22 protein-coding genes are annotated in these 25,617 nt (G+C 71.6%); 8 read left to right on the top strand and 14 right to left on the bottom strand.

Translation table 11 applies throughout. The annotated features are described in order from the left end of the window. Positions 1-14: 14 nt before the first annotated feature. From ACH4DX_RS10455 to mce, 7 genes are all read right to left on the bottom strand, one after another. Positions 15-872 carry an ABC transporter permease gene (locus ACH4DX_RS10455; protein ID WP_398155241.1) on the bottom strand — a complete coding sequence of 286 codons (858 nt, stop codon included), beginning with the start codon at positions 870-872 and terminating at the stop codon, positions 15-17. Between the two features lie 149 nt (positions 873-1,021). Then, positions 1,022-2,257, bottom strand: coding sequence for an ABC transporter ATP-binding protein (locus ACH4DX_RS10450; protein WP_398154817.1), 1,236 nt, complete (start codon positions 2,255-2,257; stop codon positions 1,022-1,024). Between the two features lie 135 nt (positions 2,258-2,392). Then, positions 2,393-3,163 (bottom strand): ABC transporter permease, encoded by a 771-nt coding sequence (locus ACH4DX_RS10445; protein WP_398154816.1) that lies wholly within the window; start codon positions 3,161-3,163, stop codon positions 2,393-2,395. 2 nt (positions 3,164-3,165) lie between these two features. Next, positions 3,166-4,179 (bottom strand): ABC transporter ATP-binding protein, encoded by a 1,014-nt coding sequence (locus ACH4DX_RS10440; RefSeq protein WP_398154815.1) that lies wholly within the window; start codon positions 4,177-4,179, stop codon positions 3,166-3,168. Between the two features lie 105 nt (positions 4,180-4,284). Continuing rightward, positions 4,285-5,220 carry a cellulose-binding protein gene (locus ACH4DX_RS10435; protein ID WP_398120669.1) on the bottom strand — a complete coding sequence of 312 codons (936 nt, stop codon included), beginning with the start codon at positions 5,218-5,220 and terminating at the stop codon, positions 4,285-4,287. A 183-nt stretch (positions 5,221-5,403) separates the two neighbouring features. Continuing rightward, positions 5,404-9,420 carry a polarized growth protein Scy gene (gene scy / locus ACH4DX_RS10430; RefSeq protein WP_398154814.1) on the bottom strand — a complete coding sequence of 1,339 codons (4,017 nt, stop codon included), beginning with the start codon at positions 9,418-9,420 and terminating at the stop codon, positions 5,404-5,406. A gap of 248 nt (positions 9,421-9,668) precedes the next feature. Then, positions 9,669-10,109 carry a methylmalonyl-CoA epimerase gene (gene mce, locus ACH4DX_RS10425; RefSeq protein ID WP_398154813.1) on the bottom strand — a complete coding sequence of 147 codons (441 nt, stop codon included), beginning with the start codon at positions 10,107-10,109 and terminating at the stop codon, positions 9,669-9,671. Between the two features lie 179 nt (positions 10,110-10,288). Between mce and ACH4DX_RS10420 the strand changes: the two genes are divergently transcribed. Then, a complete protein-coding gene (locus tag ACH4DX_RS10420; protein WP_398120675.1) occupies positions 10,289-11,491 on the top strand; it encodes an acetyl-CoA C-acetyltransferase in 1,203 nt (400 codons plus the stop codon). 92 nt (positions 11,492-11,583) lie between these two features. Further along, on the top strand, positions 11,584-12,540 hold the full coding sequence (gene meaB, locus ACH4DX_RS10415; protein ID WP_398120677.1) for a methylmalonyl Co-A mutase-associated GTPase MeaB: 957 nt from the start codon (positions 11,584-11,586) through the stop codon (positions 12,538-12,540). A 175-nt stretch (positions 12,541-12,715) separates the two neighbouring features. On the opposite strand, the gene ACH4DX_RS10410 is transcribed toward meaB, so the two are convergent. Continuing rightward, complete coding sequence (locus tag ACH4DX_RS10410) at positions 12,716-13,456, bottom strand: PepSY domain-containing protein (protein ID WP_398154812.1); 741 nt, start codon at positions 13,454-13,456, stop codon at positions 12,716-12,718. Between the two features lie 134 nt (positions 13,457-13,590). On the opposite strand from ACH4DX_RS10410, the gene ACH4DX_RS10405 reads away from it, so the two are divergent. Further along, a complete protein-coding gene (locus tag ACH4DX_RS10405; RefSeq protein ID WP_398154811.1) occupies positions 13,591-14,355 on the top strand; it encodes a response regulator transcription factor in 765 nt (254 codons plus the stop codon). Then, positions 14,352-15,905, top strand: coding sequence for a sensor histidine kinase (locus ACH4DX_RS10400; protein ID WP_398154810.1), 1,554 nt, complete (start codon positions 14,352-14,354; stop codon positions 15,903-15,905). Before ACH4DX_RS10405 ends, ACH4DX_RS10400 begins: the two co-directional genes overlap by 4 nt. A 27-nt stretch (positions 15,906-15,932) precedes the next feature. On the opposite strand, the gene ACH4DX_RS10395 is transcribed toward ACH4DX_RS10400, so the two are convergent. The 4 genes from ACH4DX_RS10395 to ACH4DX_RS10380 all read right to left on the bottom strand — a co-directional run bounded on the left by ACH4DX_RS10395 (position 15,933) and on the right by ACH4DX_RS10380 (position 18,641). Further along, positions 15,933-16,409, bottom strand: coding sequence for a MarR family winged helix-turn-helix transcriptional regulator (locus ACH4DX_RS10395; RefSeq protein WP_398120683.1), 477 nt, complete (start codon positions 16,407-16,409; stop codon positions 15,933-15,935). A 117-nt stretch (positions 16,410-16,526) separates the two neighbouring features. After that, positions 16,527-17,327 (bottom strand): AIM24 family protein, encoded by an 801-nt coding sequence (locus ACH4DX_RS10390; protein WP_398120829.1) that lies wholly within the window; start codon positions 17,325-17,327, stop codon positions 16,527-16,529. A gap of 23 nt (positions 17,328-17,350) precedes the next feature. Beyond that, positions 17,351-18,001 carry an AIM24 family protein gene (locus ACH4DX_RS10385; protein WP_398120685.1) on the bottom strand — a complete coding sequence of 217 codons (651 nt, stop codon included), beginning with the start codon at positions 17,999-18,001 and terminating at the stop codon, positions 17,351-17,353. A gap of 1 nt (position 18,002) precedes the next feature. Next, positions 18,003-18,641 carry an AIM24 family protein gene (locus ACH4DX_RS10380; RefSeq protein WP_398120687.1) on the bottom strand — a complete coding sequence of 213 codons (639 nt, stop codon included), beginning with the start codon at positions 18,639-18,641 and terminating at the stop codon, positions 18,003-18,005. A gap of 144 nt (positions 18,642-18,785) precedes the next feature. On the opposite strand from ACH4DX_RS10380, the gene ACH4DX_RS10375 reads away from it, so the two are divergent. The 4 genes from ACH4DX_RS10375 (at position 18,786) to ACH4DX_RS10360 (ending at position 23,535) form a co-directional block, all read left to right on the top strand. Beyond that, positions 18,786-19,130 carry a DUF3817 domain-containing protein gene (locus tag ACH4DX_RS10375; RefSeq protein WP_398120689.1) on the top strand — a complete coding sequence of 115 codons (345 nt, stop codon included), beginning with the start codon at positions 18,786-18,788 and terminating at the stop codon, positions 19,128-19,130. Continuing rightward, positions 19,127-19,420 carry an MTH1187 family thiamine-binding protein gene (locus ACH4DX_RS10370; RefSeq protein WP_398120691.1) on the top strand — a complete coding sequence of 98 codons (294 nt, stop codon included), beginning with the start codon at positions 19,127-19,129 and terminating at the stop codon, positions 19,418-19,420. The genes ACH4DX_RS10375 and ACH4DX_RS10370 overlap by 4 nt, the downstream gene beginning before the upstream one ends. A gap of 326 nt (positions 19,421-19,746) precedes the next feature. Then, positions 19,747-21,564 (top strand): glycosyltransferase family 2 protein, encoded by a 1,818-nt coding sequence (locus ACH4DX_RS10365; protein WP_398154809.1) that lies wholly within the window; start codon positions 19,747-19,749, stop codon positions 21,562-21,564. A 3-nt stretch (positions 21,565-21,567) separates the two neighbouring features. Continuing rightward, the gene (locus ACH4DX_RS10360) at positions 21,568-23,535 is read left to right on the top strand and encodes a galactose oxidase-like domain-containing protein (protein ID WP_398120695.1); all 1,968 of its coding nucleotides are present in this window, start codon (positions 21,568-21,570) and stop codon (positions 23,533-23,535) included. A gap of 112 nt (positions 23,536-23,647) precedes the next feature. Here ACH4DX_RS10360 and ACH4DX_RS10355 read toward each other — a convergent pair whose 3' ends face one another. Beyond that, positions 23,648-24,406: a 2-phosphosulfolactate phosphatase gene (locus ACH4DX_RS10355; RefSeq protein WP_398154808.1), complete on the bottom strand. Its 759-nt coding sequence runs from the start codon at positions 24,404-24,406 to the stop codon at positions 23,648-23,650. 68 nt (positions 24,407-24,474) lie between these two features. Then, the gene (locus ACH4DX_RS10350) at positions 24,475-25,509 is read right to left on the bottom strand and encodes a glycoside hydrolase family 6 protein (RefSeq protein ID WP_398155240.1); all 1,035 of its coding nucleotides are present in this window, start codon (positions 25,507-25,509) and stop codon (positions 24,475-24,477) included. Between the last annotated feature and the right edge of the window lie 108 nt (positions 25,510-25,617).

Here is a 25,617-nt window from a genome sequence, read left to right as displayed (position 1 = left end):
GCGGGCGCGGCGCGTCAGACGTCGCGCTTCTCCAGGAGCGCGAAGGCGCCCGCGACGGCGGCGGCGGTGATGACGACCAGGAGCACCAGCTGCGAGTTCCCGGTGCTGCTGCTGTCGATGCCGTCGATCCGGAAGATCTTGGCGAGCGAGTTGATGGCGTTGTAGTCGGCCATCTTGTCGCCGAGCTTCGCGGTGCTCTCCCAGATGTTCAGGAAGCCCGGCAGGATCGCCGGTACGAGGACCACGCCGAGCATCGTCGTGATGGCACCCGCGGAGTGGCGCAGCATGGAGCCGACGGCGAGCGCGAGCACACCGAGCAGCGAGACGTACAGGGCACCCTTGAAGACCGAGCCCGCCCACGGGATGTCGCCCGCCTCCGGGCCGCTGTGCGCGCCCGACGCCATCAGGCCCACCAGGAGGATCGAACTCGCGGACGCGGCGAAGGCGACCACGAAGAAGATCAGGGCCTTCGCGGCGAGGACGCGGTGGCGCTGCGGCGACGCGGTGAAGGTGGTGCGGATCATGCCCGTGCCGTACTCGGACGAGGTCACGAGGACGCCCAGCGTGATCAGGCAGATCTGGCCGAGCATCAGGCCGAAGAACGCCGGGACGGTGAAGGGCACGTCCCGGTAGTCGTCGGACTGCGTGTTCGCGACCGCGAGCAGGCCGATGCCGATGACCAGGATCAGGAAGATGCTCAGCGTCCACACCGTGGAGCGAACCGACTTGATCTTCGTCCACTCGGAGGCGAGGGCGTGGCCGAGGTTGGTCTTCTTGACCGGGATCGGCGAGGTGTAGGCGTTGTTCATCGCCTGCTGCCAGGCCGACGGCGGGGCCGGCGCGGCGGGCGCGGGCGGCGGCGCGGGCACCATGGCCGGAGGGCTCTGCGGGGCGGCGACGGCACCCGCGTAGGCCTGCTGGGGCTGCTGGGGCTGCTGGGGCTGCTGTGCGGGGGCCGGGGCGCCCGGGGCCTGGGGCTGCTGGGGCTGCGCCTGCGGCTGCTGGGGAGTCGGAGGCGTGGTCATCGGGGTGCGTCCTTGTTGTCGGAGGTGCCGGAGGTGCCGGAGGTGTCGGGGGTGCCGGTGGTGTCGGGGGTGCCGGTGGCGTGCCCGGCCGGGGCGGGGGCGGCGGCCGGAGCCTGGGGGGCCGCGGCGTACGGGTTCCCGTCGGCGGGGGCGGGCGGTGCGGCGGGCGCGCCCTGCGGCATCGCGAAGGGCTGCCCGCCCTGCTGCGGCGACGGCGGGGCGTACCAGCCGGGCTGGCCCTGTCCCGGCACGGGCGGCTGGGGCTGCGGCGCTGCGCCGGGCGGGAGCTGCTGCTGGAGGCCCGCGCGCTGGTCGACGGTCGAGCGGTAGTCGACGGCACCCTGCGTCATGCGCATGTACGCCTCCTCCAGGGAGGCCTGGTGCGGCGAGAGCTCCCACAGGCGGACGTCCGCGCCGTGCGCGAGGTCACTGATGCGGGGCAGCGGCAGGCCCATGACGCGCAGCGCGCCGTCCTGCTCGGGCAGGACCTGGCCGCCCGCCTCGGTGAGCGCGGCGGTCAGCTTCTCGCGCTGTTGCGGCTCGGTCTCCGGGGTGCGGACCCGGGCGAAGTCGGCGGAGTTGGCCGAGATGAAGTCCGTGACGCTCATGTCCGCGAGCAGCTGGCCGCGGCCGATGACGATCAGGTGCTCGGCGGTGAGGGCCATCTCGCTCATCAGGTGCGAGGAGACGAAGACGGTGCGCCCCTCGGCGGCGAGCGACTTCATCAGGTTGCGCACCCAGAGGATGCCCTCGGGGTCGAGGCCGTTGACCGGCTCGTCGAAGAGCAGCACCTGCGGGTCGCCGAGCAGCGCGGCCGCGATGCCGAGGCGCTGGCCCATGCCGAGCGAGAAGCCCTTGGACCGCTTCCTCGCCACGTCCTGGAGGCCGACGACACCGAGCACCTCGTCCACGCGCCGGGCCGGGATGCCGGAGAGCTGCGCCAGGCACAGCAGGTGGTTGCGGGCGTGCCGGCCGCCGTGCACCGCCTTGGCGTCGAGCAGGGCGCCCACCTGGCGGGGCGCGTTCGGCAGCTTCCGGTACGGGTAGCCGCCGATGGTCACCTGCCCCTGCGAGGGTGCGTCGAGCCCGAGGATCATGCGCATCGTCGTGGACTTGCCGGACCCGTTGGGACCGAGGAAGCCGGTCACGGTGCCGGGCCGCACCTGGAAGGAAAGGTTGTACACGGCTGTCTTGGCGCCGTAGCGCTTCGTCAGGCCGACTGCCTCGATCATTCTCCGCACCCATCGAATGGTTCAGGACGTCGGGGCACACGCCCCCGTAAGGGTTAGGAGGATATCTGTGAGCTGACGGTTCCGGCCAAGGACAGGTAAAGTCTCGACTTTCGTCCGGACGTCCCGCTTCTTCGGTTACGCGTCCCGCTTCTTCAGTAGGACGTAACCGCCGATCAGCGCCGCCGCCGTCCACGCCACCATGATCGCGAGACCGCCCCAGGGGCCGTACGGGGTGTCGTCGTCGAAGGGTGACGTGACCTGCATGATCTTGCTGCCGGCCTGGTCGGGCAGAAAGCGGCCGACTTTCTTCGTCGCCTCGACGTTGCCGAGAATGCTGGAGATCAGGAAGAAGAACGGCATCAGGATGCCGAGGGAAAGCATCGGGCTGCGCAGCATCGCGGCCACGCCCATCGAGAACATCGCGATGAGCGTCATGTAGAGCGCGCCCCCGATGACGGCCCGCAGCACGCCCGGGTCCCCGATCCGCGCCTTGTACTCGCCGAGCACCGCCTGGCCGATGAAGAACGTGAGGAAGCTGGTGGCGAGGCCGACGAGGAACGCGAGCGCGGTGGCGACGGCGATCTTGCCGGAGAGGAAGGCGGCGCGCTGCGGAACCGCGGCGAGCGAGGTGCGGATCATGGCGGTGCTGTACTCGTTGGAGACCACGAGGACACCGAAGACGATCATGGCGAGCTGGCCGAGGGACATCCCGGCGAAGCTGATGTAGGTCGGATCGAAGGTGATCTTGTCCTCGCGGCTGAGGTTGTCGTAGTCGTTCTTCGCCAGGATGCTGATCAGCAGGCCGAGGGCGATCGTGACGACGAGGGCGAGACCGAGCGTCCACACCGTGGAGGAGACCGAGCGGATCTTGGTCCACTCCGACTTCAGTACCTGCGTCGCGGCCATGGCTACTTCCCCTTCCGCGGCTGCTGCCACCCCGCGCCCCAGTCCGGGCCTGCCGCCTGCCCTGCCGCCTGCCCCGGGGGCCGCGCGCCGTCCGGCGCGGGGCCCCGCTGGTCCGCGTGCGCGTGGTACTCCACGGACTCGGCCGTGAGCTGCATGAAGGCCTCCTCCAACGACGCCTGCTGCGGACTGAGTTCGTGCAGCACCAGCTGGTGCTGTGCGGCCAGCTCACCGAGCTGCTCCGCGGTGGCGCCGTCGACCTCGAGCGCGCCGCCGCCCGCCTCGACGGCGGTGACGCCCGCCCGGTGCAGCACGTCCAGGAGCCGTTCGCGCTGCGGGGAGCGCAGCCGGACGTAGGAGCGCGAGTTCTGCCGGATGAAGTCCGGCATCGACAGGTCGGCGAGCAGCCTGCCCTGGCCGATGACGACGAGGTGCTCCGCGGTCAGCGCCATCTCGCTCATCAGGTGCGAGGAGACGAAGACCGTACGGCCCTGGCGGGCGAGGGACTTCATGAGGTTGCGGATCCAGTGGATGCCCTCGGGGTCCAGGCCGTTCACCGGCTCGTCGAACATCAGGATCTCGGGGTCGCCGAGCAGCGCGCCCGCGATGCCGAGGCGCTGCCCCATGCCGAGTGAGAAGCCCTTGGCCTTCTTCCTCGCGACGGCGGTGAGCCCCACGGTGTCGAGGACCTCGTGCACCCGCGTGCGCGGGATGCCGTTGGACTGCGCGAGGCAGAGCAGGTGGTTGAAGGCGCTGCGGCCGCCGTGCATGGCCTTGGCGTCCAGGAGCGCGCCGATGTACTTCAGCGGGTCCTTCAGCTGGGCGTAGTGCTTGCCGTCGATGCGCACATCGCCCGCGGTCGGGTTGTCGAGCCCCAGCATCATCCGCATCGTCGTCGACTTGCCCGCGCCGTTCGGCCCGAGGAAGCCCGTGACCATGCCCGGGCGGACGGCGAAGGTCAGATTGTTCACGGCGACCTTCTCGCCGTACCGCTTGGTCAGCCCCTCCAGCTCGATCATGCGCACCCGCTCTCGATCATGCGCAACACGCTAGGACGGGACGGAGCCCCCTGCCACTTGGCGTGGCAGGGGGCTCCGTCGCGTTCACCCCGTACGTGTGCCGCGTCAGCGGCTCTGCTGTGCCGGAACCCCCCGGGAGATCGACTCGTCCTCCGCGGGCGTGCCCGCGGCGGCGACGGCGGCACCGGTGAGCGTCGCGAGCATCTCGCGGACGTTCGTCAGCTGCGCGTTGATCGAGTCGCGGCGGTTGGTCAGGGCCGCCAGCTCGCGCTCGGACTCGCTGCGGATGCGGTCGGCCTTGGCGTTGGCGTCGGCCACGATGTCCTCGGCCTGGCGCTGGGCCGTCTCGACGGTCTGGCGGGCGCGGCGCTCGGCGTCCGTGCGCAGCTTCTCCGCCTCCAGGCGCAGCTGCTCCGCGCGGTGCTCGATCTCCGCGAGGCGCTTCTCGGCCTTGGCCTGACGGGAGGCCAGGTCGCGCTCGGACTGCTCGCGGCGCTTGGCGAGGTTCGTCTCGAAGTCCGCGGCGGCCTGAGCGGCCTTGGCGCGGGTCTCCTCGAAGAGGGCGTCCGCCTCCTCGCGCTTGGACGACGCGTCCTTCTGCGCCTCGGCACGCAGCGCGTTCGCCTCGCCCTTGGCCTTCTCGACGATGCGGACGCCCTCGTCCTCGGCCTTGGACTTGCGCTCGGCCGCGAACGACTCGGCGTCGTTGCGCACCTGCTGGGCGGCGGACTCGGCCAGCTCACGGTGCTGCTCGGCCGCGCGCCTGGCCTCTTCGCGCAGGTCCTTCGCCTCTTCCTCGGCGAGGCGGAGGATCTTCTCGACGCGGGCACCGAGACCGGCGTACGACGGCTCGGCGTCGGCGACCTGGGCCTGGGCGTTCTGCGTTTCGAGGTGGAGTTCCTCGATGCGCTTTTCCAGAGCAGTGATGCGGGTGAGAGCGGAGTCTCGGTCGGAGACGAGCTTGGAGATACGTTCGTCCACCTGAGCGCGGTCGTACCCACGCCGCACAAGCTCGAAGCCGTAGGGGGAAGTGTCGCTCATGGGGTTCCTGTCGAATGAGACCGGGTGAGGTGATAGAGGGAATCCTAGGGGGCGTTGCGGCGTGTCATCGAGCGTATGCCCGTTTCATCTGGAGAATGACACCCCTTTTGAGTGGCTGACCGGCAGACTGCTTGCCAGTGACAGGGTCGAAGGTCCTCGGCAAGCACGGAACAAGCTCCGTGGCTAGCCTTCTGACGACTTGCCACCCGAACGGGTCGAACCGGCCGCGGCCCCCGCCTTGACGCCACCATCCTTGCCCCCGGTCTGCGGGGCCTCAAAGGATTCCAACGCCTCCAGCACATCCTGGACACGGGAAATTTCCGTATTGATGTCCGCGCGGCGCCGCACCAACACCTCCAGTTCACGCTTGCCCTCGTCGACCATGCGTTCGGCCTCCGCCTTCGCCTCGCTGCGGATCCGCTCGGCCTCGCGCACCAGCTCGGCCTTCTTCGTCTCGGCCTCCTTGAGCAGGCCCTCGGCCTTCTTCACGGCGGAGATGCGCACCGAACTCGCCTCCGAATCGGCCCGCGCCCGCAACTCCTCGGCCTTCGCCTCGGCCTCGGCCAACTGCTCCTCGGCGGCCTTGACCAGCGCGTCGCAGCGCTCGCCCGCCGTCCTCATCGCCTCCGCCGACTCGCGCCTGGCCCGCTCGTGCAGCTCCTCGATCTCCGCCGTGACGCGGTCGCGGTGCTCCTCGGTCCGCTCCCTTATCGCGGTGGCGTCCCTGCGGGCGCCGATCAGCAGCTCGTCGGCGTCCGTACGCGCCTTCTCCACCAGCGAGTTGCCCTCGACGGTGCCCTCCGCGACAAGGCGCTCGGCCTCCTTGCGGGCCGCGCCGACCATGGTGTCGGCCTGCGCCTCCGCGTCCGTCGTCGCCTTGAGCGCCTTCTCCTGCGCCCGCGTGGTCAGCTTCTCCGCCTCGGCGGCCGCCTCCGTGATGAGCGTGTCGGCCTGCTCCGCGGCCTCGCTGCGCCGCTTGTTGGCCTCCTTGCGGGCCTCGTCGAGGGTGCGCTCGGCCTCCTCGCGCGCCTGCGCCCTGGTCCGCTCGGCCTCGGCGGCGGCCTCCTCCTTGGCGCGCGCGGACTCCACGCGGATGCGCTCCGCGTGCCGCTGTGCCGAGCCGACGTTCTCCGCCGCCTCCGCGCGCAGCCGCTCGGCTTCACCCGTCGCGTCCGAGACCAGCTTCTCGGCCTGCGCGACGGACTCGGCACGCACCCGCTCCGCCTCCGCGGCGGTCTCCGCCGTGAGCCGGTCGGTCTCGGCGACCGTGTCGGCCTTGAGCCGCTCCGTCTCCGTGATCGTCTCCGTGCGCAGCCGCTCGGCCTCCGTGGCCGTCTCGGCGCGCAGCCGCTCCGCGGCCTCCAGGGCCTCGGTGCGCACCCGCTCGGCCTCGGCGGCCGTCTCGCCGGTGAGCCGCTCGGCCTCGCTGGTGGCCTCGCCGATCAGGGTGTCGGCCTGGGCCGCGGCGTCGTTGCGGATGCGGTTGGCGTCCTCGCGGGCGTCGGCCCGGGTGCGGGCGGCGTCCTGCTCGGCCGTCGCGATGGTGTCCGACGCCTCCGTGCGCACCCGCTGGGCGTGCTCGGCCGCGTCCGAACGCAGCCGCTCGGACTCCGCGATGGCGTCCGCGACCGTGCGCTCGGCGAGGGCCTTGGCGGCCTCCGCCTCCTGCGTGGCCTCGCTGCGGGTGCGGCTCGCGTCCTCGCCGGCCCGCTCCCGCTCGGCGTAGGCGTCGGCGCGGACGCGGTCCGCCTCCTCCTGCGCCTCGTGCCGGGTGCGCTCGGCGGCGTGCTCGGCCGCCGACCGCAGACCCGCGATCTCCTCCTGCGCCTGCTCCTGGAGCCCGGCCACCGAGTCCCGTACGGACTGGGCCTTCTGCTCGGCCGCCGAGACCAGCTCGGTGGCGCGCGCCTCGGCCTCGCCGACCAGACGGACCGCCTCGGCCTGCGCCTCCTCCACCCGCTTGCGCGCCGAGGCGAGCAGTTCCTCGCTCTGCTCCCGGGCCCGCTCCCGCTCCTGGTCGGCCTCCGCGCGCGCCGAGCCGAGCGTCTCCTCCGCCTCACGGCGGCGGCGCGCGGCCTCGTCCTGCGCGGCCGACAGGGCCTCGGCGGCCTCCGCGGCGACCCGCTCGGCGGCCGCGGCGGCCTCCGCGCGCACCCGGTCCGCGGTCTCCTGCGCCTCGGCCTTCAGACGCTCCGCCTCGGCGGCCGCCTCCGAACGCAGCCGCACCGCGACGTTCTCACCCTCGGCGCGCGCCTGTGAGGCGTCCGCCGCGGCCTCCGTGCGCAGCCGCTCGGCCTCCGTCTCGGCCTGCGTCTGCAACGCCCTGATCCGCTCGGCCGCCTCCGTGCGCAGGCGGTCCGCCTCGTCGGCGGCCTCGCGGCGGATCCGCTCGGCCTCCGCGCGGGCGTCGCTCAGGGACTGCTCGGCGGCGGCGAGGCGCTCGTCGGCCTCCGCCCGCAGCCGGGCGAGATCGGCGTCCGCCTCGGCCTTGCGGGCCGCGACGGCGCGCTCGGTCTCCTCGCGCAGCCGACTCGCGGCGGCCTCGGCGTCGGACGTGACGGTCTCGGCCTGCTCGACGGCCTCCGTGCGGTGCCGCTCGGCCTCCGCGCGGGTGCGCTCCAGGGTCTCCTCGGCCTGCCGGCGCAGGGACGCGGCGCGTTCGAGGGCCTCCGTGCGGACGCGCTCGGCCTCGGTGGCGGCGGCCTGCCGCGCCTCCTCCGCGTCGGCCTTGGCCTTGCCGAGCAGCTCCTCGGCGGACCGGGCCGCCTCCTCGATCTGCTGGACGGCCTCCCGGCGCGCCTCACCGCGGATCCGCTCGCCCTCGGCGACCGCGTCGGCGCGCAGCTGCTCGGCCTCGCCGCGCAGCCGGCGCGCCTCCTCCTGGAGCTCGACCGTCTTGGCCCGGTACTCCTTGGTGTCGTCCTTCGCCGCGCCCTTGAGCTGCTCGGCGATGTCGTGCGCCTCGCCGCGCAGCCGGTCCGCCTCGGCCTCGGCCTCGGCGCGGACCCGCTCGGCCTCCTCGGTGGCGGCGCGCGTGGTCGCCTTCGCCTCCTCGGAGGCCTTGTCCAGGACCTCCTCCGCGGTCCGCGCGGCCTTCGCGATCTGGGAGGCGCTCTCCTCCGCGGTGATCGAACGGGCCTTCTCGGCGGCCTCCGCGATCAGCTTCTCGGCCTCGGCGCGGGCGTCCTGGAGCTTCTGCTCGGCCTCCGCCTTCGCGGCCTCGGACTCCTTAGTGGCCTCGCCGACGAGCCGGGCGACCTGCTCCTTGGCCGTACGCGTGCGCTGCTCACCCGCGGCCTCCGCGGACGCGAGCTGCTTGGCCGCGGCCTCCTTGGCCTCCGCGACGACCTTGTCGGCCTCCGCGCGCGCCTCGCGCAGCGCCGTCTCGGCCTCCGCCATCCGCTGCTCGGCGCCGCGGGTCAGCTCCGAGGCCTGCCTGCGGGCCTGCTCGGACTCCGTCGTGGTGGAGGAGCGCAGCGCCTCGGCGTGCTCGGTGGCCTCCTGCGCCTGGGTGGAGGCGGCGTTCAGCAGGCGCTCGGCGTCCGTACGGGCCCGGCGGAGCAGTGCCTCGGCCTCCGCGCGGGCGGTCTCGGCGTCGGCGGCGAGCCGGTGGCGGGCCTGCTCGGCGACGCGCTCGGCCTCGGCGCGGGCGGCGGCGAGTGCCTGGTCGGCCTCGGCGCGCGACTCGTCGAGGAGGCGCCGGGCCTGCTGTTCGGTACGGGCCCGCAGCTGCTCGGCCCACGCCACGTTCTCGTTGACGTGCGACTCGACGGTCTGGCGGCGCTCGTTCAGCTCCTGGTCGAGCTGCTGGCGCCGCGACACGGCCTCCGCGTGCAGCTCGGACTGGAGGCGGGCCTGCTGCTCGGCGTGCTCCTGGAGGATGCGCTGGGTCTGGGCGCGGGCGTCGCGCAGCTCGCGCTCGGCGTCGGCGCGCAGCTGCTCGGCCTGGATCTGCGCGTTCCGCAGCAGCTGCTCGGCCTGATAGCCGAGGTCGCCGCTGTCGTAGGCAGGCCGGGACGCGAGGTTGCGGCGCGCCTCGTGCAGCTTGGCGCGCAACACCTCGACCTGGTAGCCGAGGTCCTCGGCGTGCTGGACGGCCTTCTCCCGCTCGGTCTTCAGCCGGTCCATCTCGGCTTCGAACCGCGTGAGATGGTCGGCCTCAGCCGGTCGTCGGCTGTCCTGGCTCTCGTAGCCCCGCACTGCGCGGTCCCATCCTTCCCCAAGCTCTCGGCTTCCGCTCGAGCAGGGGAGACCCCACTCCTGGTCTCATGTCCCTGACGTACGAGCCCCGTCCATCCGCCGAACGGGGCCCCCGGGGAATGGTGTCAGATCAACAGCGCAGCTCGGGCGTCTGCCCCGATGCTCGTCCCCCGAAACCCGGACCCGGAAAGCGACCGCCCGAGGAACGGACGGCCGCCCCCAACCCTACCGGCCCGGATATGTGGGGGTCAGTGCTCCGTCTGTTCGGCGGGCGCGGACGTCACGAGTTCGGTGAGGACGCCGTGGCAGTCCTTGGGGTGCAGGAAGGTGATCCGCGACCCCATGGAGCCGATGCGCGGCTGGTCGTAGAGCACCCGCACGCCCTTGTCCCGCACGGCGGCGGCGTCACCGTCGACGTCGGTGGTGCCGAAGGCGATGTGATGCACGCCCTCGCCGTTCTTGGCGAGCCACTTGCCGACCGCGGAGTCCTCCCGGGTCGGTTCGAGGAGCTGGAGGTACGAGGCGCCGCCGTCGGACGTCTCGTTGATCTTCAGCATGGCCTCGCGTACGCCCTGCTCCTCGTTGACCTCGGTGTGGAACACCTCGAAGCCGTATGTAGCACGATAGAACTCGACGGTCTCGTCGAGGTTCCGGCAGGCGATTCCAATGTGATCGATGCGCGTCAGCATGCCTCAAGTGCAGCGCTCGCGACCGTGATTACGCAACGTGCGCGCGATCACACCGGCTGGCCGGTGACGGGCGCCGTACCGCTCAGTACATTCAGGTGCACCTCCTCCCTGGGGGAATGCCCCCAGACCCCCCAATCGTTCACTCTCCTCAGCTCGCCAGCTGGAAGGGGCCGTGCCACATGTCTGGAACGACCGGAACCACCTCAGTGATCGTCGCGGGCGCGCGCACGCCCATGGGGCGCCTGCTCGGATCGCTCAAGTCCTTCTCCGGCGCGGACCTCGGGGGCTTCGCGATCAAGGCGGCGCTCGACCGGGCCGGCATCGGCGGCGACCAGGTGCAGTACGTGATCATGGGCCAGGTGCTCCAGGCCGGGGCGGGCCAGATCCCGGCGCGCCAGGCCGCCGTCAAGGCGGGCATCCCCATGAACGTCCCCGCGCTCACCGTCAACAAGGTGTGCCTCTCCGGCCTCGACGCCATCGCGCTCGCGGACCAGCTGATCCGCGCCGGTGAGTTCGACGTCGTCGTCGCGGGCGGCCAGGAGTCCATGACCAACGCCCCGCACCTGCTGCCGAAGTCCCGCGAGGGCTACAAGTACGGTGCGATCGAGATGCTCGACGCGATGGCGCACGACGGCCTCACCGACCCCTTCGAGTCCATCGCCATGGGCGCGTCCACGGAGAAGCACAACACCCGCCTCGGCATCGCCCGCCCCGAGCAGGACGAGGTCGCGGCCCTCTCCCACCAGCGCGCGGCCACCGCCCAGAAGAACGGCGTCTTCGACGCCGAGATCACGCCCGTCGAGGTCCCGCAGCGCAAGGGCGACCCGGTGCTCGTCGCCCGTGACGAGGGCATCCGCGCGGAGACGACCACCGAGTCGCTCGGCAAGCTGCGCCCCGCCTTCGCCAAGGACGGCACCATCACGGCGGGCACCTCCTCGCAGATCTCAGACGGCGCCGCCGCCGTGGTCGTGATGAGCAAGGCCAAGGCGCAGGAGCTCGGCCTCGGCTGGATCGCCGAGATCGGCGCGCACGGCAATGTCGCGGGCCCCGACAACTCCCTCCAGTCGCAGCCGTCGAACGCGATCCTGCACGCCCTGAAGAAGGAGGGCCTCGGCGTCGACGACCTCGACCTCGTCGAGATCAACGAGGCCTTCGCCGCGGTCGCGGTGCAGTCAATGAAGGACCTCGGGCTGTCCTCAGAAAAGGTGAATGTCAACGGCGGCGCCATCGCCCTCGGCCACCCGATCGGGATGTCCGGCGCCCGCCTGGTCCTGCACCTGGCCCTGGAGCTCAAGCGGCGCGGCGGCGGTGTCGGCGCGGCGGCGCTGTGCGGGGGCGGCGGCCAGGGTGACGCGCTCATCCTGAAGGTGACGAAGAGCTGACGCGGGTCTCCCGCCGCCGCTGCCACTGACCCCTCTCGCGCTCGTGCACGTACGTCATTCGCGTACGCACACACGTACGGAACGGAGCCGCAATGCAGGACGTCCCCTCCCTGGTCGAGCAGGCCCGCGAGGGCAGGCCGCGAGCCGTGGCCCGGCTCATCTCCCTGGTCGAGGGGGCGTCACCGCAGCTGCGTGAGGTGATGGCGGCGCTCGCCCCACTGGCCGGGCACGCGTACGTCGTCGGGCTCACCGGATCCCCCGGCGTCGGCAAGTCCACGTCGACGTCGGCCCTGGTGAGCGCGTACCGCAGGGCGGGCAAGCGGGTCGGTGTGCTCGCCGTCGACCCCTCGTCGCCGTTCTCCGGCGGAGCCCTGCTCGGCGACCGCGTCCGGATGTCGGACCACGCGTCCGACCCCGGTGTCTACATCCGCTCCATGGCGACCCGCGGCCACCTCGGCGGGCTCGCCTGGGCCGCGCCGCAGGCCATCCGGGTGCTCGACGCCGCGGGTTGCGACGTGATCCTCGTGGAGACCGTGGGCGTCGGCCAGTCCGAGGTCGAGATCGCCGCGCAGGCCGACACCTCGGTGGTGCTGCTCGCGCCCGGCATGGGCGACGGGATCCAGGCGGCGAAGGCCGGGATCCTGGAGATCGGTGATGTGTACGTGGTCAACAAGGCCGACCGCGACGGGGCGGACGCGACCGCGCGCGAGCTGAACCACATGCTGGGCCTCGGCGAGGCCCGGGCGCCCGGGGACTGGCGGCCCCCCATCGTCAAGACTGTCGCGGCGCGCGGCGAGGGCACCGACGAACTCGTCGAGGCCCTGGAGAAGCACCGGGCGTGGATGGAGGAGCACGGGGTCCTCACCTCGCGTCGCACCGCACGCGCGGCGGGCGAGGTCGAGGCCATCGCCGTCACCGCCCTGCGCGCACGCATCGCCGACCTGCGCGGCGACGTCCGCCTCGGCGCCCTCGCGGAACGCATCGTGGCGGGGGACCTGGACCCGTACGCGGCGGCGGACTCCCTGGTGGAGGGCCTGACGTCGACGTAGCCCGCCCCACCGCGCCTGCCCCTCCCTTGTGGGCGGCTGGGCCGCCCAGGGGGCGGAACGGGCGGGCACACCCACAGCGCCGGTGCACCCGCAAACAAGGGGTGGCCCCCGCCACCGGGGGGCAGTGACGGGGGCGGCTCCAGGGGGACGCCAAACGCCCCCGGGCGAGAAAAGATCAGTCGTCCGAACGGTCGACGGTGACCTTCCCGCTGCTCAGGTCCACGTTCCAGTGGCCCTCCGCGCCGTCGGCGGAAACGGTCTCGACGTCCCAGACGCCGACGCGGGAGCCGTCGTCGTCGACGTCGACGGAGGTCACGGTGCCCTTGCCGGCGGCAGCCTTCGCGGCCTCGCCCGCCGTCACCGAAGAGCCCTTGACCGCGGCCGCGACCCGCGAGTCCTCCGCGGCGTCGTCACCGTCGTCGTTGTCGTTGTCGTCACGCTCGACGTGCGAGCCGAGCACCTTGCCCGTGCCCGGGTCGACCTCGACGCCGTGCCAGGTGCGGCCGTCCTTGCCCAGCACGTCCACGTCCCAGACCAGGCCGCCGTCGTCCTCGTCGAGGTCGGCGGAGACCGCGGTCCCCTGCGTCGACTTCAGGGCGGCGGCGATCGCCTCGGCGGCACCGACCTTCGCGCCCTTGGCCTCGGCGGCGTTCTCGGCCTTGTCGTCCTGGTCGTCCTTGTCGTCCCGGGCGTCGTCGCGGGCGTCGTCCTTGTCGTCCCGAGCGTCGTCCCGGGCATCGCCACGGTCGTCGTCGCGGTCGTCCCGGTCACCACGGTCGTCGTGGTCCTTCAGCTGCACGCCGGCCCTGCCGGCCGCGGACGGCTCGTCGTCGCCGCCCAGCGCGAAGGCCGTCGCCGTCCCGCCTCCGACGAGCGCGGCGGCGGTGATGGTGGCGATGACGATGTTGCGCTTCATGAGGGTTCCTCCCGAGTGGTTGGCCCCGTGGTGGGGCCGTCCGTTCCGACGGGAACCAAGCTGCCTGAACGATCCTGAAGCCCCCCTGAAGAAGCCTGAAGAACTCTTCAGCTTCGCTCGGGCATCCTGAACGCATGCTCCCGCCCGTCTCCCACCACCACCCTGCTCCAGACGCTGCGCGTCACCCCTTCCGCCTGTTGATCGTGGAGGACGAGAAGCGTCTGGCCCTGTCCCTGGCCAGGGGCCTGACCGCCGAGGGCTACGCCGTCGACGTCGTCCACGACGGCGCGGACGGCCTGCACCGGGCGACGGAGGGCACGTACGACCTGGTCGTCCTGGACATCATGCTCCCGGGCATGAACGGCTACCGCGTCTGCTCCGCGCTGCGCGCCGCGGGACACGACGTACCGATCCTGATGCTCACCGCGAAGGACGGCGAGTACGACGAGGCCGAGGGCCTGGACACCGGCGCCGACGACTATCTGACCAAACCGTTCTCGTACGTCGTCCTCGTCGCCCGCGTGAAGGCCCTGCTGCGCCGCCGCGCCGCGCCCCCCTCACCCGTCCACACCCTGGGCGACCTGCGGATCGACACCGCGGCCCGGCGCGTGGTGCGCGACCGCGGCGAGGGCGGACCCGGCACGGAGATCACCCTCACCGCGAAGGAGTTCGCCGTCCTGGAGCAGCTGCTCCTCAGGGCCGGACAGGTGGTGTCCAAGGCCGACATCCTGGACCAGGTCTGGGACTTCGCGTACGAGGGCGACCCCAACATCGTCGAGGTGTACGTGAGCACGCTGCGCCGCAAGCTGGGCGCGCCGCTCATCCAGACGGTCCGGGGGGCCGGTTACCGCCTCGAGGAACCCCGTCCGGAGGCGCCCAGCGCGGAGGCACCCCGGTGAAGCGCCTGTTCGCCTCCGTGCGCGCCCGCGCCGCCGTGGGCGCGACGCTCGTGGTGGCGCTCGCGCTCGTCGTCGCGGGCACCGCCGTGCTGCTGTCCCTGCGCACGAGCCTCATCGACCAGGCCGACGCGCAGGCCGCTTCCGCCGCCCGGGATGTGGCCACCCAGCTCTCCACCGGTGTGGCGCCCGACAGGCTCGAACTGCCCGACAACGACGACCATCCCGTTCAGGTCGTGGGCGAGGACGACCGGCTCGTCGCGGCCAGCGACGACCTGGAGGAGATCACCGGCACGGGAGTGCCCGCAGTGACCCCTGTCCCCACCCCCCGGAAGCCCACGCCACAGCCCACGTCGACCGACAACAGCGACAACAGCAACGACGGCGACCAGACCGACGACGCCGGTGAGAAGCAGGAGGCCGCCGAGGCCGCGGAGGAAGCCGCCGAGGAAGCCGCCGACGACGCGGCCGACAACGGTGACTCCGGCGACGACCCCCTCGAACGCGGCGAGATCTCCGACGACCCCCACACGAGCGAGGGCTCGGCGAGGGTCGACGGCGAGACCCAGGACTACCGCTTCGCGGAGCTGACGGTGAACACCGAGTCGAGGGGTGAACTGACCGTGCACGCGGGTGCCACACTCGCCACGGAGCAGAACGCGGTGCGGACGGCCCTGACCGCGATGCTGATCGGCTTCCCGCTGCTGCTCGCCGTGATCGCGGCCGTGACCTGGCTGGTGACCCGGCGCGCCCTGCGCCCGGTGGACGCCATCCGCGCCGAGATGGCCGTGATCACCGCGTCCGAGGACCTGGGGCGCCGGGTGCCCGAGCCGGACACGCACGACGAGATCGCGCGTTTGGCAAGGACGACGAACGAGACCCTGGCCGCGCTGGAGGCGTCCGTGGAGCGCCAGCGCCGTTTCGTCGCCGACGCGTCCCACGAACTGCGCAGCCCCATCGCCTCCCTGCGCACCCAGCTCGAAGTGGGTGCCGCCCATCCCGGGCTGCTCGATGTGCCGGGCGCCGTCGAGGACACCGTGCGCCTCCAGGAACTGGCCGCCGACCTGCTGCTGCTCGCCCGCCTCGACGCGGGTGAGAAGCCGGGCCGGGGACGCGTGGATCTCGCGGCCCTGGCCCGCGAGGAGCTGTCCCAGCGCACGGGGGACCGGGTGGTCGTCACAGCGGATCTCGACAGCGTCGAAGTGGCCGGTTCCCGTGGTCAGTTGGCGCGCGTGCTCGGCAATCTGGTGACCAACGCGCAGCGGCACGCCCGGTCCGGGGTGACGGTCACCAGCCGGGCCGACGGGGTGTGGGCGGTCCTGGAGGTGGCCGACGACGGCGACGGTGTGCCGCGTCAGGAGCGGGAGCGGATCTTCGAGCGGTTCGTAAGGCTCGACGACGCGCGCAGCCGTGACGAGGGTGGCGCGGGCCTCGGCCTCGCCATCGCCCGCGACGTGGCCGCGCGCCACGGCGGGACGCTCACGGTCGACGACTCCCCGGGCGGGGGAGCGGTCTTCGTGCTGCGCCTGCCCGCGGCCACGGCGGCGTCCTGACCCGGGGCGGCATCAGGGCTTGCCGTGTCAGGGCTTGCCGCGCAGCCCGCGCAGGTGTTCCGCGATGGGTGTCAGCGCCTTGTGCAGGTCGCTGAGCGCCTCCGGTGAGATGAGGTCGACGAAGTGCTGCCGCACCGAGGTGACGTGGTGCGGCGCGACGCGCTTCATGGTGTCCATGCCCTCGTCGGTGAGCACGGTGAAGAGCCCGCGCCGGTCGGACTCGCAGTTCTCCCGTCGCACCAGGCCCGCGTTCTCCATACGGGTGATCTGGTGGGAGAGCCGGCTCTTGGACTGCAACGTGGCGGCCGCGAGGTCGCTCATGCGCATCCGGTGGTCGTCGGATTCGGAGAGATGTACGAGGATGTCGTAGTCGTTCATGGTGAGGTTGAACGGCTGGAGATCCTTCTCCAGCTGGTACGTCAGCATCCTGTTGACCTCCACGTGGGTGCGCCAGGCGCACTGTTCCTCGTCGGTCAGCCACTGCGGGGCCGTCTCGGTCTCCATGGAATCGATTCTACCTAAGAAGTTGAATGGTGAACGAGTGTCGGGGTGTGACGCGTCTCGCACCCCTCGGTTTGCGAGGGGTACAGGCGTTCGCCGTCACACTCCGCAGACTACCGCTCACAGGCCGAAGCGACGCTGGAGGTCTCCTAGTTGTCCGGGAAGGCGCGGTCCCTGCGTCTGCTGTCCACGTTGGCCAGGTTGCCCGCGGTGTCCCGATGAACCCTGGGACCCCTGCCCGCCCTGTCCGCCGTGCGCGCCCGGCACGCCGTCCTGCTGCGGCAGCGCGCCCGTCGCCGTCTCCGCCATCAGGGACTCCGAGGACTGGAGCAGCACCGTGCCCGCGCCCACGAACTCGAACTGGTGCTCCTCGCCGGAGGTGCCGCCGATCCCGGTGAGCGCCCGCAGGCCGCCGATCACCCCGGACATGTACTGGTGGTCGTAGTGATGGCAGGGCGAGGGGCAGTCCGCCCAGCCGACCAGCGCCTGCGGGTCCACCCTGATCGGAGGCTCCATGAACACCACGGGACCGCTCGACACCGCCACGAACTTGCCCGTGCCGATCAGGGTCAGGAAGCCCGGAACGATGGACTGCTTCAGGGACAGACTTGGCTGAAAAGCGAGGAGGTTGCCGGAGCGGATGGTGAGGTTGCCGTCCTCGAGGTCGTAGGAGTTCACGTCGAAGGCGCGGTCGGCGAGCAGCATCTTGCCGGTGCCCTCGGCCACCACCCAGTCGCTGGCGTGCAGCGGGGAGTGGAACGACGTGCGCACGAGGCGCTCAAGGCGGCCGTGCCCGATGCCGTTGAAGTCGATGCGCCCGTAGTAGGCGATCATCTTGCCCTTCTGGAGGAACCACTGGCTGCCGGTCAGCTCCACGCAGAAGGTGAACGCGTTGACGTTGTCGTCGCTCGGCAGCGTCATCGGGTCGAAGATCACGGGCGTGCTCACAGCTTCTCCTCCGATGCCTGGACGTACACCACGCCGTTGCCGCTGAACTCGAGCTGGAACGCCTCGCCCGAGCCGCGGCCCACCATGTCGCGCCAGCTGAGCGCCGTGGACAGCTTGTTGCGCACGTCGCCGTGGTGCGCCACGTACGACTGGGGGTCCACGTGGACCGGGCGCTGGGGGGTGATCGGCAGTTCGATCACGCCGCCGTGCGCCATCACGGCGACCGCGCCGTGACCCTTGAGCGTCGTCGTGAACAGGCCCTGGCCCGACACCTGGCCGCGCACCATGCCCATCACGCCGCCCTGCGAACCGAGGAACATCGTGCCCTGCTGGAGGGTGCCGTCGAAGGCGAGCAGGCGGTCCGCCTCCACGTACATCGTGTCGCCCGTCAGGCTGATCACGTGCACATGGTGGCCGCCGTGCCCGAACATGACCGTGCCGTCGCCCTCCACCGTCATCAGGGGGACCGACTCGTTGGCGAGCCGGCGTCCGAGCATGGACGCGAGGCCGCCCTGGCCGCCGCGGATGTTCGGGGTGAAGGAGACGTCTCCCTTGTAGGCGAGCATGGCGCCGCGCTGCGAGAACATCTTGGTGCCGGGCTGGACTACCGCCTCGACCATCTTGTGGTTGATCTCCCTGAAGGGCATGTCACACGTCCCCCGCGATCGTGTTCCGCTCGCTGGGCTGGACATAGACCAGGCCCTCGCCCTCGAAGCGGATCTGGAAGGCCTCGCCGCCGCCCTCGCCCATCAGCGTGCGGAAGGTGACGCCGGACTGGAAGCTCTGCTTGAGCTTGCCCTGGTGGGCGACGTACGCGCCCGGGTCCACCGTGAGCGGGTTCTGCTTGGTGACGCGCAGGATCACCGCGGGTCCGTCGGAGATGAGCGCCGCCTGGCCCGCGCCCTCGACCGTGGTCGTGAAGATGCCGTTGCCCTGCGTCGCGCCGCGCAGGCCCGTGAAGGTGGTGCCCGTGCGCAAGCCCGCGTCGGTGCACAGGAGGTTGCTCGACTCCACGTACAGCTTCTCGCCCTGGAGGTGGACCAGGCTGATCTCCGTCGCGTAGTCGGCGAACCAGACGGTGCCGTGGCCCTTCACCTCCATCACCGTCATGCGCTCGTTGGTAAGACGGCGGGTCACCATGCCCCGTATGCCCTCGCCGCCCCCCGTGAGCTTCTTGAAGATCATCGTGCCGTCGTAGGCGACCATGGAGCCGTTCTTCGCCTTGACGGCGTCCCCGGTCATGTCGACGGCGAGCATTCTGCTGCCCTGCAATCGGAACGTAGCCACGAGAGCGAAGGTAGTCGCAGCGCGGTGCCGCCCGACAGGGGGACCCGACCCTGAACGCACCCCGGAAAAGCCCTGATGCCACAATGGGGGGCGCTTGTGCATCCGTTCACAAGATCGACGTCGACCCCGCCCCGAAGGTGACCCGTGGACATCAAGACCGCCTCCGCACTCCGCCGCCTCCGTCTGGTCTCGATCCCCGAGGCCGTGTCCTTCCTGCTTCTCATCGTCTGCTCGGTGCTGAAGCGGACCACGGACTTCAACGCCGTGCCGGCGATGGGCATGATCCACGGTCTGCTCTTCGTCCTGTACGTGCTGTTCTGGCTCGACGCCTGGAACCGCGCCAAGTGGCAGCTGAGGACGGCGGCCCTCTACCTCGTCCTCTCCGTCCTGCCCGGCGGCGGCTTCTTCGCCGACCGCAGGCTCAAGCAGGAGGCCGAGGCCGCGGTCATCGCCTCGCGCGCCCGTCGCGAAGGGGTGGTGAACGCGTGATCGTCGCCTTCTCCGTGACCCCGCTCGGGGTCGGTGAGGACGTCGGGGAGTACGTCGCCGACGCCGTCCGTGTCGTCCGGGAGTCGGGGCTGCCGCATCGGACCGATGCGATGTTCACGTCCCTCGAGGGTGAGTGGGACGAGGTCATGGATGTCGTCAAGCGGGCCGTCGCCGCGGTTGAGGCGCGGGCGCCGCGTGTTTCTCTCGTCCTCAAGGCCGATGTTCGTCCCGGGGTGACGGACGGGATGACGACCAAGGTCGAGACTGTGGAGCGGTATCTGTCCGCTTGACCGCCCCGCCGCCGGGTTCGGCACCTTCGCCGCCTTTGCCTGGCGCGTCCCAAGCCCCTGCCGGGGATTCTCGGCGGGGGCTTTGACGGTTGCCCGGCGGGTTGGGCTGTGCCCACCCGTTCCGCCCCTGGCGGACCAGCTGCCCACAGAGGGGGCGGAGCGGTTGCCCAGAGGGGGAGCGGGCCTGTTGCTCACGGGGGGAGCAAGGCGAGGGAGAAAGGGGGGAGCGGGGCGTAAAACCCCCGCACGGACGCGTCTGGTTCGACACGCCGGGGAATCTCCACTTTTGTGAGGGTATCGACTAGTTCGAATACCTGGAGGGCGCTGTGCGGCCGGAGGGCTACGACTACGACACCCACAGCCGGCTCGCCGGACCGCTCACCGAGCCGGAAGGCAGTGGCGGCGGCGCCGGGCACGGCGGCTACCGGGTGCAGTACCGCCCGCTCCTCGCGGGCGAGCCGCACCGAATACGCGCCATCCTGCTGATGACGCTGGCCCCGCTGCTCACGGGCGCGCTCCTGGTGTACCTCGTCTGGCCCTCCCACTGGACGGAACGCGAGGGCGGCGAGACCTGGCTGGTCGGACTCGATGTCACGATGCTCGTCGCGATCGGCCTGATCGAGGTGTTCATGCTGGTCAACGTGGTGTCCATCGCGCACGCCACGATGGTCGCCCGCGACCCCGTCCCGGTCGTGCCCGAAGCGGGCACCCGCGTCGCGTTCCTGACGACGTACGTACCGGGCAAGGAACCCCTCTCCATGGTCCGCGCCACCCTCGAAGGCGCCGTCCGGATACACCACACCGGGCCGCTCGACGTCTGGCTGCTCGACGAGGGCGACGACGACGAGGCCAAGGCGCTCTGCCGCGAGCTGGGCGTACGCCACTTCACCCGCCTCGGCGTACCGGAGTGGAACCGCTCCAAGGGCCCGCACAGGACCAGGACCAAGCACGGCAACTACAACGCCTGGCTCGCCATGCACGGCGGTGACTACGACTTCTTCGCCTCCGTGGACACCGACCACGTGCCGCTGCCGAACTTCCTGGAGCGGATGATGGGGTTCTTCCGTGACCTCGACGTCGCCTTCGTCGTCGGCCCGCAGGTGTACGGCAACTACACCTCACCGGTCACCAAGGCCGCCGAGTCCCAGCAGTTCCTCTTCCACGCCCTGATCCAGCGCGCCGGCAACCGCTACCGGGCGCCCATGTTCGTCGGCACCAACAACGTCGTACGCATCGCCGCCCTGCGCCAGATCGGCGGCCTGTACGACTCCATCACCGAGGACATGGCCACCGGCTTCGAGCTGCACCGGCGCAAGAACCCGCGCACCGGCAGGCACTGGCGGTCGGTGTACACACCGGACGTGCTCGCCGTCGGCGAGGGCCCGGCCTCCTGGACGGACTTCTTCACCCAGCAGATGCGCTGGTCGCGGGGCACCTACGAGACCCTCTTCAAGCAGTACTGGCGGGCGCCTTCCAGCATGCCGCCCGGCCGTCTCTTCTCGTACACGCTGATGCTCGTCTACTACCCGATGACGGCCGTCAACTGGCTCCTCGGCGTCCTCAGCTGCGTGCTGTTCCTGTGGTTCGGCGCCTCGGGGACGCAGGTCGCGGCCTCCGTGTGGCTGATGCTCTACAGCGACGCGGCGGCCCTCCAGATCGGCCTGTACCTCTGGAACCGGCGGCACAACGTGTCACCGCACGAACCCGAGGGCTCCGGCGGGCTCGCCGGCATGGCGATGTCCGCCCTCTCGGCGCCCATCTACGCCAAGTCGCTCGGAGCCGCCGTGCTGCGCCGCCCGAGCCGCTTCGTCGTCACGCCCAAGGGCGGCGGTGCCACCGCCGACCGGCTGCTGACCTTCCGTATCCATCTGTTCTGGGCGGTGCTCCTCGCCGTGTCGCTCGTCGCCTCGTTCGTGCTCGGCCACACCCATGTGGCGATGCGGACGTGGGCGGTGCTCGCCATGGCCATCTCGCTGGCACCGGTCGCGGTGTGGGGCGTGACCGAGCTGCGGGAGCGCCGCACGCGCAAGGTCCGCGAGGCGGCCAGGCAGCGGCTCAGGGAACGCGCCGAACGCGCCGCGGCCCCCGCCGACGGCGAGCCGGAGCCCGCCCTCGTCACCGGTACGACGACTGGAGGTAACTGACCCATGCCCCCTCGCCTCCCCGAGTTCTCCAAGCGCACCAAGAAGATCGCCTTCGGCGTGGGCGCGGGTGCCGTCCTCATCGGCCTCAACGCCCCCGCAGCCGTCTCCTTCGCCGAGGAGAAGTACCACGAGTACAAGATCAATCAACCCGGCTACAAGAAGAAGTACGGGTCCTGGCAGCAGGTCGCCATCCCCCGGGAGTTCCGCACCAACGCCATCCACGCGGCCCTGCTGCACACCGGGAAGGTGCTGATCGTCGCCGGATCGGGCAACGAGCAGAAGAAGTTCGACGCCGGGTCCTTCGACACGGTCCTGTGGGACCCGAAGAAGAACACCTTCAAGAAGATCGACACCCCCGAGGACTTCTTCTGCTCGGGCCACGCCCAGCTCCCCGACGGCCGCCTCCTGGTGGCCGGAGGCACCGCGCGCTACGAACTCCTCGACGGCGAGGTGGACCGGGCGGGCGGCGGCATGCGGGTGAAGAACGAGAACCCGGACGCGCCCGTCGTCCTGAAGAAGGGCACGAAGTTCCGCTCGCCCTCCGGTGTCGAGTACGTCAGCAAGTTCGACGTGAAGGTCCCCGAGGCCAAACGCGACTACGAGATCACGTACTCCAAGTCCGGCACGATGCGGCCCTGGAAGACGAAGGTCGTCGCGAGCGAGGCACGGGTCTTCGTGGAGGCCGTCCACGAGGGCGAGGAGTCGGTGACGAAGGAGTCCGCGCAGTACGAGGTCGAGGGCCTGACGGGCAAGGCGGCCGACAACACGTACGGCATCGCCGAGAAGATCACCATGGACAAGCAGGACTTCCAGGGCATCAGGGCGGCGTACGAGTTCGACCCGAAGGCCGAGAGGTACGTGGCCGTCGAGCCGATGAAGAAGGCCCGCTGGTACCCGACGCTCGTCGGTCTGGAGGACGGCCGCGTGCTCGCCGTGTCCGGGCTCGACGACGTCGGCGTCGTCGACCCCGGCGACAACGAGATCTACGACCCGCGGACCAAGAAGTGGACCGACGGGCCCAAGCGCTACTTCCCGACCTACCCCGCGCTCTTCCTCACCAAGGGTGGCAAGCTCTTCTACCCCGCCTCCAACGCCGGTTACGGGCCCGCGGAGATGGGGCGCGAGCCCGGTCTGTGGGACCTGAGGACCAACAAGTTCGAGAAGGTCCCCGGCCTCACCGACCTCGACCAGACCGAGACGTCGGGGTCCGTGCTCCTGCCGCCCGCCCAGGACCAGAAGGTGATGATCCTCGGCGGGGGAGGCGTCGGCGAGTCCGAGAAGGCCACCGAGCGCACCGCCGTGATCGACCTGAAGGAGGACAACCCCACCTTCAGGACGGGACCCGACCTGCCGCAGGGCACGCGCTATCTGAACAGCGTCCTGATGCCGGACGACTCGGTGTTCACCAGCAACGGCTCGTCCGACTACCGCGGCCGCAGCGGGAGCAACATCCTCAAGGCCCAGTTCTACGACCCGAGGAAGAACGCCTTCCGCACCGCCGCCGAGCCCGAGGTGGGCCGCAACTACCACTCCGAGGCGCTGCTCCTGCCCGACGGGCGCGTCGCCACGTTCGGCTCGGACCCGCTGTTCGACAACCAGCAGAACACCAAGCTCGGCCACTTCGAGCAGCGCATGGAGATCTTCACCCCGCCGTCCCGGCACCGGGCGGGCGATGACCGTCCCGTACTCGGTACGGGCCCCGAGGTGCTGCCCGCCGACGGCCGCGCCACGTTCCGCACCGCGCACCCCGAGAAGATCACCTCGGCCCGCCTGATGCGGCCGAGCGCCGTCACGCACACCACCGACGTGGAGCAGCGGTCGATCGCGCTCGGCCTCACCAAGGGCCCCGGCGCGGTGACCGTGGACGTGCCGCGCGAGGACACCGCGCTCGTACCGCCCGGCTGGTACATGCTGTTCGTGACGGACGCGGACGGCGCCTCGTCGGAGGCGAAGTGGGTGCACGTGAAGTGAGAGCCGCGGCGCGCGGGCGTGCGGGAGGACCGCTCACCGGCGCCGCGACGAACGCCCCGTGCGCGCGTACCGCTCACCGTGCCGCGACGAACGCCCCGTGCGCGCGTACCGCTCACCGTGCCGCGACGAACGCCCCGTGCGTCAGGACCGGCACCACGCTGGACGCGTCCAGCTCGGTCGCGACGGCCACGTCCTCCGCGTAACCGCCGTCGGCCAGCTCCCGGCCCGACGACGAGGACGCCACGGCCTCGCCCACGTCGACGGCCGAGACGAACGCGGCGGCCGCGGCCGCGGCCTCGGGGGAGAGGTCGGTGCCGCTCCCGGCGCGCAGCGCGGCGATCACGGCGCCGGCGCCGAGGAGGTCCTCGAGGGCGGGGCGCAGGCTGCCGTCGGGCCACTGCTCGCCCGCCGCGATCACGCCGACGGGGTGCTCGGGGGTGCCCTCGCCCCGGCCGGTGAGCCAGCGGCCGACGGCGGCGGGGTTGAGCAGCGACCCGGCGGCGACGGTGACGTTTCCCGCGCTCGCGGCGATCGCCGAACCGCCCGGCGACGGCAGGACGAGGCGCTGTGCGCGCGGCGCCCTGCGCAGGGCGGCAGGGGACAGCGACCAGGGGCTGGCCGCGCTGACCGCGCGGCGGCCCACCGCGAGCCGCGCGTCCATCTGGCGGGCGAAGGCCGTGGCGCTCTCGTCGCGCCAGGCGTACGGGAAGACCCGGGAGCCGGACTCCACGGCGACGGACACCGAGGTGCTGAACGACAGCACGTCCACGATCACCAGACAGCGGACCGCGGGCGCGAGGCGCTTCGCGCCGGAGGCACCCCACTCGAACCGTACGCCGTAGCCCGCCTGTGAGAAGTCTTCGCGCCCCATGCGCTCCGAGGCTGCCAGGTGTCGTGGCGCTTTGGCCAGCCGGTCAACGGGCTTTCCGCGGACGGGTGTCAGGCCTTGGCGTTGCGTACGAGGCCGAGCGCGTAGTCGGGCCACCACTGGCCGGCGGCGGGGCCCCCGCGGCAGGGGCCGTCCGAGTCCCCGGGCCGCTTGATCCACAGGTAGGCGTCGAGGAGCGGGTCGCCGGTGCGGTCGGTGGGCGGGGTGCCGAGGCCGCGGCCCGGCGGGTTGCACCAGGCGTCCTCGCGGTCACCGGCGAGCGGGCCGCGGCCGTTGCGGCTGCTGTCCATCACGAAGTGCTTGCCGCCCACGCCCGCGGACAGCTCACGGCCGTACCTCTTGGTGGCCTTGTCGCTCTGGAAGTTGGAGACGTTGAGCGAGAAGCCGTCCGCGCGCGCGATGCCCGCACGGCGCAGCGGCGTCGTGAGCTTGTACGCCTCGGTGATCCAGCCGGGGTTGCCCGCGTCCAGGTACACCTTGACGTTCGGCTGCCGCTTCAGCCGCTCGATGGCTTCCGAGAGGAGTTCGTAGCGCTCCTCGTGGTACTGCGGGGGCGTGCAGCCGTCGGCGATGTGCGGGATCGCGTCCGGTTCGAGGACCACCAGGGCCCTGCGGTCCTTGATGCCGTCGGCGAACGCGTCGATCCAGTGCCGGTAGTAGTCCGCGTCGGGGGCGCCGCCCGCGGAGTGCTGGCCGCAGTCGCGGTGCGGGATGTTGTACGCGACGAGGACCGCCGTGCGGCCGTCCCGCGCGGCGCCCGCGGTGGCCTTCTCGACGTCCGGCGCCGGGTCGTCCCCCGCGGGCCAGGTCGCCAGCGGCTGTTCGGAGATCCGCCGCAGCGCGTCGGCGTCCCCGGTGCGGCCCTGCTGCTCCCACTCGCGCACCTGGCGGGCCGCCTCGCTCTGCGGATCGACCCAGAAGCTGTGCGGCGCGGAGCGTGCGGCCTCGCGGCTCGCGGTCGGCGTGGCCTCGTCCTTCTCCCTGCCCGGGCCCGGTCCCGAGTCCGACCCGGACGAGCAGCCGGCCGTGAGCCCGAGGGCGGCGGCGGCCGTGAGTGCCGTGAACGTACGGAGCAGCCGGTGCATCCAGACCCCTTGGGCGACGGTGACGGGCAGGCGGACGGACGAGTCGCGCGGCAATCGTGACATAAGGGTTCATTCACGTCCGTGCGCGACACCGCCCGCGCGGGCCCC

It is taken from the genome of Streptomyces sp. NPDC017940, assembly GCF_044328435.1.
GTDB lineage: Bacteria > Actinomycetota > Actinomycetes > Streptomycetales > Streptomycetaceae > Streptomyces.
This window is presented reverse-complemented; position numbering and strand designations above follow the sequence as displayed.

Excerpts from the sequence above, each read along its gene's own strand:
- ACH4DX_RS10450 (WP_398154817.1), bottom strand. The coding sequence starts at position 2,257 with ATGATCGAGGCAGTCGGCCTGACGAAGCGCTACGGCGCCAAGACAGCC.
- ACH4DX_RS10405 (WP_398154811.1), top strand. The coding sequence starts at position 13,591 with ATGCTCCCGCCCGTCTCCCACCACCACCCTGCTCCAGACGCTGCGCGT.
- ACH4DX_RS10410 (WP_398154812.1), bottom strand. The coding sequence starts at position 13,456 with ATGAAGCGCAACATCGTCATCGCCACCATCACCGCCGCCGCGCTCGTC.
- ACH4DX_RS10350 (WP_398155240.1), bottom strand. The coding sequence starts at position 25,509 with ATGCACCGGCTGCTCCGTACGTTCACGGCACTCACGGCCGCCGCCGCC.
- ACH4DX_RS10355 (WP_398154808.1), bottom strand. The coding sequence starts at position 24,406 with ATGGGGCGCGAAGACTTCTCACAGGCGGGCTACGGCGTACGGTTCGAG.
- ACH4DX_RS10360 (WP_398120695.1), top strand. The coding sequence starts at position 21,568 with ATGCCCCCTCGCCTCCCCGAGTTCTCCAAGCGCACCAAGAAGATCGCC.
- mce (WP_398154813.1), bottom strand. The coding sequence starts at position 10,109 with ATGCTGACGCGCATCGATCACATTGGAATCGCCTGCCGGAACCTCGAC.
- ACH4DX_RS10445 (WP_398154816.1), bottom strand. The coding sequence starts at position 3,163 with ATGGCCGCGACGCAGGTACTGAAGTCGGAGTGGACCAAGATCCGCTCG.
- ACH4DX_RS10420 (WP_398120675.1), top strand. The coding sequence starts at position 10,289 with ATGTCTGGAACGACCGGAACCACCTCAGTGATCGTCGCGGGCGCGCGC.
- ACH4DX_RS10390 (WP_398120829.1), bottom strand. The coding sequence starts at position 17,327 with ATGACGCTGCCGAGCGACGACAACGTCAACGCGTTCACCTTCTGCGTG.
- meaB (WP_398120677.1), top strand. The coding sequence starts at position 11,584 with ATGCAGGACGTCCCCTCCCTGGTCGAGCAGGCCCGCGAGGGCAGGCCG.
- ACH4DX_RS10440 (WP_398154815.1), bottom strand. The coding sequence starts at position 4,179 with ATGATCGAGCTGGAGGGGCTGACCAAGCGGTACGGCGAGAAGGTCGCC.
- ACH4DX_RS10435 (WP_398120669.1), bottom strand. The coding sequence starts at position 5,220 with ATGAGCGACACTTCCCCCTACGGCTTCGAGCTTGTGCGGCGTGGGTAC.
- ACH4DX_RS10395 (WP_398120683.1), bottom strand. The coding sequence starts at position 16,409 with ATGGAGACCGAGACGGCCCCGCAGTGGCTGACCGACGAGGAACAGTGC.
- ACH4DX_RS10385 (WP_398120685.1), bottom strand. The coding sequence starts at position 18,001 with ATGCCCTTCAGGGAGATCAACCACAAGATGGTCGAGGCGGTAGTCCAG.
- ACH4DX_RS10455 (WP_398155241.1), bottom strand. The coding sequence starts at position 872 with ATGGTGCCCGCGCCGCCGCCCGCGCCCGCCGCGCCGGCCCCGCCGTCG.